The organism is Thermoanaerobacterium thermosaccharolyticum DSM 571, assembly GCF_000145615.1.
Taxonomy (GTDB): Bacteria; Bacillota; Thermoanaerobacteria; order Thermoanaerobacterales; family Thermoanaerobacteraceae; genus Thermoanaerobacterium; species Thermoanaerobacterium thermosaccharolyticum.
In genome coordinates, this window is record NC_014410.1 from 1,859,290 (window position 1) to 1,871,282 (window position 11,993).

Here is an 11,993-nt window from a genome sequence, read left to right on the forward strand (position 1 = left end):
TTTTATTAAATGTCAAGCAAAATATTTTAATACTTTACAAAAATAAAGTATTGACATTAAAAATATACTATGCTATTATATTTTCAATAATTTTCATAAATAAAAAAATAAGGACGAAGAAGTCTTTAGCCATTCGGTTAAAGACTTTTTTAGGCACTGGAGCCTTTAATCAGTCGATTAAAGGCTCCAAAATTTTTTATAAGGAGAGGATGAAAATGAATAAAGAATTTAATACGGTAGGTTTTGGACACCCATGTTTTAACCCTGATGCGGCTTTATATCACGGCAGGATACATCTGCCCGTAGCACCAAAGTGCAATATTAAGTGCAAATACTGCGACAGAAAAACAGGATGCGTAAATGAAAACAGGCCCGGCGTAACAACTAAAGTCATGGATCCGTATGAAGCAATATTATATGCTAAAAAGATGTTTAAAAGAGAGCCTCGCATTTCTGTCATAGGAATAGCAGGCCCCGGCGACCCACTTTACAACGATGAGACATTCTTAACTTTTAAATTGATTTCTTTAGAATTTAAAGATATGATCAAATGCTTAAGCACAAATGGACTACTTTTAAGCGATAAGCTACTTCTTCTAATAAACTGCGGCGTAAGTACAATAACAGTAACAATAAATGCTATAGATCCCAGCATAGGTAAAGAAATATACGATTATGCAATCTATAAAGATAATACGTATAGAGGAATAGATGCAGCAAAATTGCTTATAGAAAAACAGCTAGAAGGCATAGAAGCTGCTTGTGACAACGGCTTACTTGTAAAGGTCAATACTGTCTTGATACCTGGCATAAACGATAAGCACATAGATGATATAGCAAAAAAAATAAAGGAACTTGGTGTTGCCATCATGAACATAATGCCCCTTATTCCACAAGCTGAATTTTCACATTTAAAAGCTCCCAAGTGCAATGAACTTGAAAAAGTGAGGCTTAAAAATTCAAAAATTATAAGCCAGATGTACCACTGCAGGCAGTGTAGAGCTGATGCGGCAGGACTTTTAGGTGATGATATATGATTCATAGAATTGCTATCGCATCAAGAGATGGCAAAATGGTTAACGAACATTTTGGACACGCAAGAAGATTTATCATCGTTGATTTATATGACGATGGAAATTATTTTGTCCGTGAAGTTAGAGAATGTATAAATGCTTGTGGAGGCGATGACTTTTACGACAGAATGAATATTGTAATAGACAAAATCAAAGATTGCGAGGCAGTCTTCGTATGCATGATAGGAAATGCAGCCACAATGAGGCTTAAAGAAAGAGGAATCAAAGCATACGTAAACCCCGGCTTTATAGAAGATGTGCTTAAAGATTATTTGATAAATTCCGTTGGTGGTGATTAACAATGAAAGACCAAAAGATAATTTGGCTCCTGATGTCTATCTTTCTAATCATTTTAATGGTAACAGGATGCGATATAAATGCCATTGAAAGCAGCAATAAATCCTTGACAGTTTTTGTTGCTGCAAGCTTAAAAGATTCTATGGATACAGTTGTCAGGCAGTTTGAAAAATTAAATCCAGGTGTAAAAATAATCTTAAATTCTGCTGGAAGCCAGACATTGAGGACGCAAATAGAACAAGGAGCATACGCTGACATATTTATTTCTGCTGATGAAAGAAACATGACGCCACTTTACAGCGAAAACTTTGTTGAGGCACCTAAAACATTATTATATAACAAGCTTATTGTAATCGCATATAAAGACAGCAGTATAAATAGCTTTATGGATATAAAAAACTCCGGAGTGAAATTAGCTCTTGCAGATGAATCTGTCCCTGCCGGTAAATATGCACTTGATATGCTGTCAAAAATTGATGCTGACTATAAAGGGTTCAAGGAAGCAACACTTAAAAATGTCGTCACAAAAGAAATAACTGTTACAGATGTTGCACAAAAGGTTGCAATGGGTGAAGCAGACGCTGGCATTGTTTATGTAACTGATGCAAAGCCATTTTCTGAAAAAATAAAAGTTATTAACATACCTGATAAATACAATGTCATTGCAACATATCCTGCTGCTATCGTTAAAAATACTAAATACAAGACTTTATCTTCGAAATTTCTTGATTTTTTATTAAATGGAGATGGTAAAAAGATATTAAAAGATTATGGATTTATAATGAAAGAATAATCATTAAAGAGGTGTTTCAAATGGCGTATATTTATTTGCCTATATCAATTTTAATTTTTTTCTTATTAATACCTTTTATTTCGCTAATAATTAAAACTCCTTTAAATATAATAGTAGCTGAAATCACATCTAGTCCTGCAATCAATGCACTACTGCTTAGTATCATATCATCCGGTGTAACTGTCGTCATCACATTTTTATTTGGAACACCTCTTGCATACTATATTGCATTTAAAAAAGGAAAGATATCTACGTTTGCCGAATACCTTGTTGACATACCTGCAGTTTTACCACCTGCAGTTGCAGGAATTGCCCTTTTGATGGCATTTGGTAGAGAAGGCATCATAGGAAAATTTTTGAGTTCAATAGGCATACAAATATCATTTACAGTGATAGCCGTAATATTAGCGCAGATTTTCATATCATCCACATACTACATCAAAGTAGCTTATTCTTCATTTATGTCTGTCGATAGAACAATATGGGAAGAATCACAATTAATTGGTGTCAACGATTTTAAACTGATGACAGCCATATACATACCGATAACAAAGAGATTTCTCATAACTGGACTTATAAGCACATGGGCAAGAGCTATTGGCGAATTCGGAGCAACTATAATCTTTGCCGGTAATCTAGAGGGAAAAACGAGAACAATGCCGCTAGCCATATACACTGCAATGCAAAGTGACTTAAATTACGCTTTAAGCCTTTCTGTTATAATGGTCATGTGCTCTTTTATCATAATCTACCTTTGCAGGTTTATGATAAAAAAAGATGTTGACAGATCTTAAAAAATATCCACCAGTATAACCGGTGGTTTTCTTTCCACATATTCCTTACATTTTTAGTTATTATATTTTCTTATATATATCACCACGATTACCAATTACAAGTACACGAATTAGTGATTGGTTTTCGTCAATTTCAAATATAATTCTATAATCTCCAACTCTTATTCTTTGCATGGGTTCGTATCCCTTAAGTGGTGATATCTCACCCTCAGGTAATTTATATATTGCTTTTAATAATCTTTCCTTTTGATTCTTTGGTTGACTTAATATGAATTTTGATGCCTTTTTAGATACTTCAATCTTGTAAGTCTTTTTCACTCAATCCAGCCTCCTTCAAAATTTCTTCAAAGGAGGCATATTCACCTTTTTTTCGTTCTTGTTCAGCTTCTTTAATTAATTGCATATCGTAATCGTCTATTTCTTCTTCAGAATTTTCTAAAATTTCTTTTATGTTAATCAGTATATTTATTACTTTTGCCATTTTATTATCGGGTAACTGATCAATTATTTTATGAGCTTTTTCCTTTAATACACTCATTTTTACCACCACCATTTTAGTATTCTTTCTTTTAATTATTATAACACTTTTCTGGTTCAAAAAAAGGTATATGCAAAAAAGCACATCCTATTTGCAAGAATGTGCTTTTTATAACTACTTTGATATAGCATCTTTTAATCGCCTTGTGGCAAAACCTATATCATCTGATGCCATGATCTCTGATACAACTGATATTCCATCAACGCCTGTCTTCATCACATCTTGTGCATTGCTGTATTTTATACCTCCGATGGCGACAACAGGTATATTCACTGCCTTTTTAATTTTCTCTAAATTCAAAAGCCCTATTGCTTCGCCTATGTCTTTCTTTGTGCCTGTATAAAATACTGCTCCTGCCCCTATGTAGTCAGCACCATCTCTTTCTGCCTTTACCGCTTCATCTACGCTTCCGGCAGAAATCCCGATTATCTTTTTATCCCCCATGATCTTTCTTGCAATGCTGCATGGCAAATCTTCTTGACCTAGATGAACTCCATCTGCATCAACAGACAGTGCTATATCGATCCTGTCATTTATTATAAAAGGAATGCTGTATTTTGCTGCAATATCTTTTAATCTTACAGCAATCTCATAAAATTCCTTCGATGAAATATCCTTTTCCCTAAGCTGCAGCATAGTAACGCCGTTTTTTAGTGCCTCTTCTACAGCATCGTAAAAATCTATACCAGCCTTCAAAAGGTTTCTGTCAGTAACCAAATAAATAGATACATCAAAATCTTTCATGTTTACGCCTCCAATACCTCAATATCAGCGTATTTCCTTATCATGTCAGAGTCTAGAATGTATAGATAATCTATAAATTTTGTCCTAAATGATCCGGGAGCATTGCACTCTTTCTCAGCCAACTCACCAGATATATTCATAACAAGAAGAGCTGCCAATGACGATATCACTTTGTCATCGCTGCAAGCTGATGTAGCCGCCATTATTGCACCTAACGTACACCCTGCACCTGTTATTTTTGTAAATAAGTTGGTACCGTTATTTACTTTTACCACTCTCCTGCCATCGCTTATATAATCTTCTTTTCCTGTCGATACAACAACTGTATTTGTTAACTTTGCAAGTTTTACACAAGAGTCAACATTTCCGCTGTCATCAAGGGAGTCTACACCTTTCACATTTGCACTTTCACCTGATAGAGCCTTTATTTCTCCGCCGTTTCCCTTTATAATGCTTATTTCTCCTATTTTCAAAAGCATATTTACAAAGTCAACTCTGCTTTTTATGGCAGCACAGCCTACAGGATCTAGGACGACTGGTTTTTTGTGGTCTTTTGCTGATATTACAGAATTGATTATTGTCTCTTTAGTCTCATTATTTATAGTGCCTATATTTACATACAAAGCATTTGAAATAGCTGTAAAGTCGTACGCTTCGCCAGGCGACATAACCATTGCAGGAGATGCCCCGATACTAAGTAGCGCATTGGCATTGTCATTTATTACGACGAAGTTTGTTATTGCGTGAACAAGCGGTACTTCTCTCTTTAATTTTTCTAAAACCTTTATTGCTTCTTCAACCATAAATTTTCTCCTCTCTCTTATTTAAAGATTTAATTACTGGATATATTATCGCAGTCAAAATAATCGTTCCTATAGTTGGCGTCATAAACCACTTTGAAAGATATCCGCCGAAATATGTAAGGTAATTATACGTTAAAGCTCCCACGATAAATGAAATAGCTGCAGGTACATTAAGAAGTTTATCGCTTTTACTTTTCATCAAGAAGTAATCTTCAAATACCACCGTATATGCCGGGATAAATACGCTTCCTATGGCGTACAAAAAGTTTTGGTAATTATCCATTGGGAACAAATATGCTGAAATAAGCCCCACAATGGAATATATAATAAGCAGACTTTTTCTGCTTAATTTAGCTTTTACAATAGAAAGTGTTGAAACGGCGGCGGAATAAACATCCATAAAAGTCGTTGTAACCGTAGATAGGAGTATTATGAGAAGCGGCACAACCCCTGTTTTTATTGATGCAAAATATGAAATTATATCCTTTCCACCTGTTTTCAAAGCCACATAAAGTCCTATAAAATACATAAAGCAGCTTGCTATGAAATATCCTGCAAATGTATAAATAAAGCTGGACTTTCCATCCTTAGCATTTATAGTGTAATCCCCCACCAGTGGAAGCCATGATATAGGCATAGCAACAGCAAGCTCTACAGCAGCACTGAAACTGATGTCTCCCGTTACTGACGCTATTTTCCCACCTTTTAAATATGCAACTACAAAAATAGTCAGGATAAACAGAAGTACAACAGCAATATTGTTTATCCAGTAAGCTTCGCTGTCAAAGAATAAAGTCCATACCAAAACAGATACACCTACAATAAAAATCCCTAAAGAAGTAGACATGCCAATAGCACCATTAAAGGCCTTTGCAGATTGTATTATCATAACAGCCGTCCAGCCAATCAATTGAAGCACATTTAAAAATCCTATAAAGATCATGCCTCTGTCGCCTAAAACGCCTTTCGTGGATTCTATTGCAGGCTCTTTAAGCTTATAGGACATAAGTCCTCCCAGCGCAAAAAACAACGTACCGATTATGTGACCTAGAAAGATAGTTAAAAGCCCTTTTGTAAAGCCTAATGGTGCAAACAATGAACCTGTATAAACCTCAGCAATGGATATTGCCGCACCTGCCCATATCAAAAATAACGTCGAGTTTTTAATCTTCATAGTCTATGCCTGCTTTCCTGTAAAGATCTACTAAATGTCCAACAGGTCCTACGCCTTTACCTATCTCTAAAGAATTTTTTATAGCCTCTGTTATATAACTTTTAGCGTTTATTACTGCATCTTTCAAGCTTAATCCTCTACCAAGGTATGAAGCAATAGCAGAAGAATACGTACATCCTGTCCCATGTGTATTTTTAGTATCGATCCTCTCCTGTGGCAGGCTTAAAAATTCATTTCCATCGTAAAATACGTCAGTAGCATTTTCTACAGAATGACCACCTTTTACGACGACAGCTTTTACACCCATGTCGACGATTTTCTTAGCAGCCTCTTTCATGTCTTCAATTCCCTCAATATTCATTCCGGTAAGTTCACATGCCTCTGGTATATTTGGCGTTATTATGTCTGCCATTGGCAAAAGCTTTGTCTTTAAAGCGTCTATGGCGTCTTTTTTAAGAAGGTAATATCCGCTTTTCGATATCATTACAGGGTCTAATACGACATTTTTTGGATTCCATCTTTTAAGAGATGATGCAATGGCGTCAATGATCTCTTGGCTTGATACCATGCCGATCTTTACGGCATCCACCTCTGTATCATCAAATACGCAATCAATCTGCTTCTTTATGATATCTGCATCCATCTCCCTGACGTCAAAAACTCCAACAGTATTTTGTGCTGTCACTGCCGTAATGACGCACATGCCGTATACTCCAAGGGCACAAAACGTCTTTAAATCTGCCTCTATGCCAGCACCGCCAATGCTGTCAGAGCCTGCAATTGTAAGTAACTTTCTCATATCGATTCCTCCTTTTTGTCTGCCTTAAGGAAATACAAAATGAAAAAAAGTGTGCTGGATAAGCACACTTAAAGTCCAATGTACTCCCTACGCCGGCATTATCCAGATCAGGTTTATGGGTCATAGCAGAAATAGCTGCTAACTCTCAGCCGGGCTATCACCCCAGCTCCCCAGACGAAATATTAACTTTTCTCTTATTTTACCACAAATATTTTAACTTGTACAGGATATTTCACTCTATTGCCAAATTTTCCTGCTGGTAGTTATACAATAACTTTGTTCTATTGACATTATATATAATGTCATATATAATATTGTTAGAAGTTTGGAGATGATAGCTTATGTCCAAAAAAGAAAAGTTAATCGAGAAAATTAAAAACAATCCTAAAACAGTGCGTTTTGAAGAAATTGATAAAATTTTATTAGATGTTGGCTTTGTTCGAACCCAACCTTCAAAAGGCTCTAGCCATTATACATATCATTTTGAAAACTTAACTATAACTATACCATATAAAAGACCTTATATTAAGGTTGTATATGTAAAACAAATAATTAAATTACTGGATATTTTAGGCTATTGAAAGGAGGAGTATTATGGAACGTAAGTCTTTAGATTATTATTTATCATTAAAATATCCGTTTAAAATTGAAGTATTATCTGAAAATGATGGAGGAGGCTTTTTTATAACTTATCCTGATTTGCCTGGATGCATGAGTGATGGCAAAACATTAGAAGAAGCAATTGCTATGGGCGAAGATGCAAAGAAAGCATGGATCAAAGCGAGATATGAAAATAACATGGAAATACCCGAACCTTTTTCTTCGGAAGAAAGATTCAACGGGAGAATTACTTTAAGAACACCTAAAAGTCTGCATAAAGAATTAGTGAAAGCTGCAGACGAAGAGGGCACCAGCTTAAATCAATATATAATTTATTTATTAAGCAAGGGACTTAAAGAAAATCGAAAATATATATAGATATGCGTTATTAAGCGCATACCTATATATGACAAAATGAAATCATATAATGATGATTTGATAACTTCCTTAAACTATTGTCAAATTTTCCTGCTGGTAGTTATACAGATTATAATATACACCTTTTCTATTCATAAGCTCTTCATGCGTACCCTCTTCTTCTATTCCATTTTCAGTAAGTACAATTATCCGCTTGGCATTTCTTATAGTGCCTAACCTATGGGCGATTATAAGGGTAGTCCTGTTTTTCGATAGATTTTCAATAGACTTCTGGATAATCGATTCACTTTTATTATCAAGTGACGATGTTGCCTCATCAAGTATAAGTATCGGAGGATTTTTTAAAAACATCCTTGCAATAGATATCCTCTGCTTTTGCCCACCAGAAAGCTTTACACCTCTTTCACCAATATACGTATCATAGCCATCTTTAAGCTCCATTATGAAGTCGTGAGCATTTGCTGCTTTTGCCGCATTGATTATGTCTTCATCACTGGCATTTAAGTTTCCATATGCAATATTTTCTTTTATTGTGCCCGAAAATAAAAATACATCCTGCTGGACAATGCCAATATTTTCCCTCAATGATGATAGCTTCACATCCCTTATATCTATACCGTCAATTTTTATAGAACCAGCATCTATCTCGTAAAATCTCGGTATAAGGCTTAGAAGTGTGGTCTTACCTGCACCTGACGGTCCTACTATCGCAACCGTCTCCCCATGTTTTATCTTAAGGTTTATTCCAGATAATACTTCTTTTTTGTTGTCGTAGCTAAATGTGACATTGTCAAACTCAATATCGCCTTTCACATTTTTTAACTCTATCGCACCTTTTTTATCAGCTATCTCCGGCTCCGTATCCATAAGCTCTACAAAGCGCCTAAATCCTGCCATTCCTTGCTGGTACTGCTCTATAAACCGCAAAAGGACAGTCAAAGGCTGTAAAAACTGACTAATGTATATTATATATGCCACCAAGTCGCCTGTATTTATAAGCCCTTTCGATATGAAGTATCCACCTGCTGCAAGAGTTATCACAACTGATATATTAGAAAGAAAATTTACACTGGAATCGAATATTCCAATATGCTTTACTGCTTTTGACCTGGCGCTTTTGTACATGGAGCTTTTATTATCAAACTTTAATTTTTCAAATTTTTCCCTTACAAATGATTTGACGACTCTTATTCCTGTAATGCTTTCTTCCAATGTAGCATTCATCTGTGCCTGCGTCTCACGGACATTCTTCCATATAACTTCAAACTTATTGTTGTAAATATACATGTATATAAACATAAAAGGTATTATAGTAAATACAACCAGTGTCAGCCTTACATCAATTGTTAGCAAAAGTATGAATGTGCCTATTATCCTTATAATGGACAAAAAAAGATCCTCTGGACCATGATGTGCTACTTCTGCTATTTCATTTAAGTCATTAACAACCCTTGACATTATATAGCCTGTCTTTGTATTGTCATAGTAGTTCATAGACAGTTTCTGAAGATGTGCAAAAGCATCTTTTCTCATATCGTACTCTATGCTTACTCCCAACACGTGCCCGTAGTATCCAACTATGTATTCAAGTATCATCCTTCCAAAGTACATAATAGCCAATAGTATTGCAAACCTGTATATAAGGCTAAAATCTTTATTTGGTATGACATTATTTATCACATTTCTAGTAACCATAGGAAAAACCAAATCTGAAGCAGATATAAAAAATGCACATGCCATGTCAAGAATAAAAAGCCATATATGCGGCTTGTAATACGACGCAAATCTCTTTATTAGTTTCAAGGAATCCCCCCCAATTGAAAAACCACAGGCAAAAACCTGTGAAAGTTTACATAATACCACTATAAATAAATTTTACTATAATAGATAGTTTATAATATCGATTAATAATTGTCAACTTTATCAAAAGTCAAACAGTTCACGTCTAACAATGAAAAATAGTATTAAAAACATTTGAAGACGAATAAAAATTTATAAGCATTGGAATTTTCACATTCTTTTATTAAAATATTTTAACTTCTAAAATACATTTGCCTTGAATAATCAATTCTCAGGTAATATAATGGTTTTGATTTAACTTAAAAGGAGGTCATTATAATGTATAAACTATCTAAAGAAAACCACATCTTCAGCTTTGCAAAAAACAATAAACCTAATATTTTTGTAAATGACGGCGATGATGTGGAAATCGAAACTCTAGATTGCTTTTCTGAACAGATCAAAACAAATGATGACAAATTGGAAACAATGGATTGGGACAAAGTAAACCCTGCAACAGGTCCAATCTATGTGAATGGCGCAAAAGAAAATGACGCACTTGAAGTGACAATTAAAAAGATCGACATAAAAGATAAAGGTGTCGTTGCAACCGGAAAGGATTTGGGAGTTTTAGGCGACATGATGAATGATTTATATTCAAAAGTAGTTGAAATAAATGATGGCAAAGTCATTTTCAATGAAAAGCTCTCATTTCCTGTAAAGCCAATGATAGGTGTAATTGGAGTTGCACCAAAGGAAGGCGAGATAAACTGCGGCACACCGGGTCCTCATGGAGGAAATATGGACACTACACTTATCGGTGAAGGCACTAAGCTTTATTTGCCTGTCTTTGTTGATGGTGCACTTTTCGCATTAGGAGACTTACATGCTGTAATGGGCGATGGAGAAATAGGCGTATCAGGTGTAGAAGTAAGCGGCGCCGTTACAGTCGGGCTTAGAGTTTTAAAAAACTTAAAGCTCAATAATCCACTTGTAAAGACAAATGAAGTAACTGCCACGATCGCATCAAATGAATCAATAGAAAAAGCCATAGAAACGTCAGTCAAAGACATGGCAGAACTTTTCCAAAAGTATACTGACCTCTCGATAGAAGAAATATCAACCCTTTTCAGTATATCTGGCAATGTCCAAATATCGCAAGTTGTTGACCCACTTAAAACAGCTCGTTTTTCAATGCCAAATTGGATACTTGAGACGTATGGAATAGTATTTTAAATTTTTACGTCTCTTCATCTGCATTTTTTCTGCTAAATATAGCTATATTATCTTTCTGTACAATAAAAATTCCTATAAGTATTACGATTGTGCCGATTACAAGCTGGATAGTAATTTTTTCTGACAAAAATATTGATGCGATTATACTTGCTAATACCGGCTTAGCAAAGAAAACCATAGAACCTACACCAGTATTTACACTTGAAAGCCCTAAGAAGTAAGTATAGTACGCAATGCCTGTCACAAATACAGTCAAGTACAGCATCTGTGGGATAGCCTTAGCAGGCAAATTAAATACAGGATACTTGTTATAAAGAAGGATTGGCAGCAGCATTAGACTACCTATTATAAATGAAAATGAGTTCATAACGACACTATCATATTTTACGGTAAACTTCTTTCCTATAACAGTATAGATTCCATACGTAATTGATGATAAAACCAACAGTATAATACCTACTAGATGATTACCTCCTACATTTAGCTGTTTATAAAAAACTATAACTAAACCTATTATTCCCAGTATAAGACCGTAAATTTTTGTAGAATTTAATTTTTCACCCAATACGAATGATGCCACAATCATTACAAAAAGCGGATTTGAACTAAATATGACAGCAGATAAGCTGGCAGAAGTCATATTAATTCCCAGCTGCAAAAAAGACATGCTAAAGACAACATTTGTAAGACCTATTAATACTAACAGCAGAAAATCCTGCCATGTCATACGAATATTCTTACTTTTAATATTTTTCAAAGCAATAGGTAGTAAGATAAGTCCTCCTATGAAAAACCTTACGAAATTAAGCTGATAAGGGTTAACAAGATTAGTGAGCGTCCTACCGACAACCTCATATGTGCTAAAAAAGAACACTGTTAAAAAAAGATAGAAATACCCCTTATTCAATTTCAACACCTTCTTATGTAAATTTTACTGTAAATTTTACAATACACTTTTATTATATACCCTGTGTCAAGATTGTCG

At 34.8% G+C, this 11,993-nt stretch carries 15 protein-coding genes and 1 riboswitch; of the genes, 7 read left to right on the forward strand and 8 right to left on the reverse strand.

All coding sequences use genetic code 11. The annotated features are described in order from the left end of the window. Nucleotides 1-215: 215 nt before the first annotated feature. The 4 genes from TTHE_RS09250 to TTHE_RS09265 are packed head-to-tail and all read left to right on the forward strand — an operon-like array spanning nucleotide 216 to nucleotide 2,957. Entirely contained in the window at nucleotides 216-1,037 is an 822-nt protein-coding gene (locus TTHE_RS09250) for a radical SAM protein (protein WP_041587575.1), read from the forward strand. Further along, nucleotides 1,034-1,372, forward strand: coding sequence for a NifB/NifX family molybdenum-iron cluster-binding protein (locus TTHE_RS09255; RefSeq protein ID WP_013298323.1), 339 nt, complete (start codon nucleotides 1,034-1,036; stop codon nucleotides 1,370-1,372). Before TTHE_RS09250 ends, TTHE_RS09255 begins: the two co-directional genes overlap by 4 nt. Nucleotides 1,373-1,374: 2 nt before the next feature. Next, entirely contained in the window at nucleotides 1,375-2,163 is a 789-nt protein-coding gene (gene modA, locus TTHE_RS09260) for a molybdate ABC transporter substrate-binding protein (protein WP_013298324.1), read from the forward strand. A 20-nt stretch (nucleotides 2,164-2,183) separates the two neighbouring features. Further along, a complete protein-coding gene (locus TTHE_RS09265; RefSeq protein ID WP_013298325.1) occupies nucleotides 2,184-2,957 on the forward strand; it encodes an ABC transporter permease in 774 nt (257 codons plus the stop codon). Between the two features lie 60 nt (nucleotides 2,958-3,017). Here the strand turns inward: TTHE_RS09265 and TTHE_RS09270 are convergent, their stop codons facing one another. The 6 genes from TTHE_RS09270 to thiD all read right to left on the reverse strand — a co-directional run bounded on the left by TTHE_RS09270 (nucleotide 3,018) and on the right by thiD (nucleotide 7,015). Continuing rightward, nucleotides 3,018-3,275 carry a type II toxin-antitoxin system RelE family toxin gene (locus tag TTHE_RS09270; protein ID WP_013298326.1) on the reverse strand — a complete coding sequence of 86 codons (258 nt, stop codon included), beginning with the start codon at nucleotides 3,273-3,275 and terminating at the stop codon, nucleotides 3,018-3,020. Continuing rightward, entirely contained in the window at nucleotides 3,253-3,495 is a 243-nt protein-coding gene (locus tag TTHE_RS09275; RefSeq protein ID WP_013298327.1) for a hypothetical protein, read from the reverse strand. Before TTHE_RS09275 ends, TTHE_RS09270 begins: the two co-directional genes overlap by 23 nt. 114 nt (nucleotides 3,496-3,609) lie before the next feature. Next, nucleotides 3,610-4,239 carry a thiamine phosphate synthase gene (thiE, locus tag TTHE_RS09280; RefSeq protein WP_013298328.1) on the reverse strand — a complete coding sequence of 210 codons (630 nt, stop codon included), beginning with the start codon at nucleotides 4,237-4,239 and terminating at the stop codon, nucleotides 3,610-3,612. A 2-nt stretch (nucleotides 4,240-4,241) separates the two neighbouring features. Then, on the reverse strand, nucleotides 4,242-5,042 hold the full coding sequence (gene thiM, locus TTHE_RS09285; protein WP_013298329.1) for a hydroxyethylthiazole kinase: 801 nt from the start codon (nucleotides 5,040-5,042) through the stop codon (nucleotides 4,242-4,244). After that, complete coding sequence (gene cytX, locus TTHE_RS09290; protein WP_013298330.1) at nucleotides 5,035-6,216, reverse strand: putative hydroxymethylpyrimidine transporter CytX; 1,182 nt, start codon at nucleotides 6,214-6,216, stop codon at nucleotides 5,035-5,037. Before cytX ends, thiM begins: the two co-directional genes overlap by 8 nt. Continuing rightward, on the reverse strand, nucleotides 6,206-7,015 hold the full coding sequence (gene thiD, locus TTHE_RS09295; protein WP_013298331.1) for a bifunctional hydroxymethylpyrimidine kinase/phosphomethylpyrimidine kinase: 810 nt from the start codon (nucleotides 7,013-7,015) through the stop codon (nucleotides 6,206-6,208). Before thiD ends, cytX begins: the two co-directional genes overlap by 11 nt. A 67-nt stretch (nucleotides 7,016-7,082) precedes the next feature. After that, nucleotides 7,083-7,198, reverse strand: a riboswitch (TPP riboswitch). Nucleotides 7,199-7,356: 158 nt separating this feature from the next. On the opposite strand from thiD, the gene TTHE_RS09300 reads away from it, so the two are divergent. Together TTHE_RS09300 and TTHE_RS09305 are read left to right on the forward strand one after the other, a co-directional pair. Continuing rightward, entirely contained in the window at nucleotides 7,357-7,596 is a 240-nt protein-coding gene (locus TTHE_RS09300; RefSeq protein ID WP_013298332.1) for a type II toxin-antitoxin system HicA family toxin, read from the forward strand. 13 nt (nucleotides 7,597-7,609) lie between these two features. Continuing rightward, the gene (locus TTHE_RS09305) at nucleotides 7,610-7,993 is read left to right on the forward strand and encodes a type II toxin-antitoxin system HicB family antitoxin (RefSeq protein ID WP_013298333.1); all 384 of its coding nucleotides are present in this window, start codon (nucleotides 7,610-7,612) and stop codon (nucleotides 7,991-7,993) included. 69 nt (nucleotides 7,994-8,062) lie between these two features. Here TTHE_RS09305 and TTHE_RS09310 read toward each other — a convergent pair whose 3' ends face one another. Further along, nucleotides 8,063-9,796, reverse strand: a complete 1,734-nt coding sequence (locus tag TTHE_RS09310) for an ABC transporter ATP-binding protein (protein WP_013298334.1) — start codon at nucleotides 9,794-9,796, stop codon at nucleotides 8,063-8,065. Between the two features lie 315 nt (nucleotides 9,797-10,111). Here TTHE_RS09310 and TTHE_RS09315 point away from each other — a divergent pair, with 315 nt between their 5' ends. After that, a complete protein-coding gene (locus TTHE_RS09315; RefSeq protein ID WP_013298335.1) occupies nucleotides 10,112-11,008 on the forward strand; it encodes an acetamidase/formamidase family protein in 897 nt (298 codons plus the stop codon). A 4-nt stretch (nucleotides 11,009-11,012) separates the two neighbouring features. Here the strand turns inward: TTHE_RS09315 and TTHE_RS09320 are convergent, their stop codons facing one another. Further along, a complete protein-coding gene (locus tag TTHE_RS09320) occupies nucleotides 11,013-11,924 on the reverse strand; it encodes a DMT family transporter (protein ID WP_231292641.1) in 912 nt (303 codons plus the stop codon). Nucleotides 11,925-11,993 lie beyond the last annotated feature (69 nt).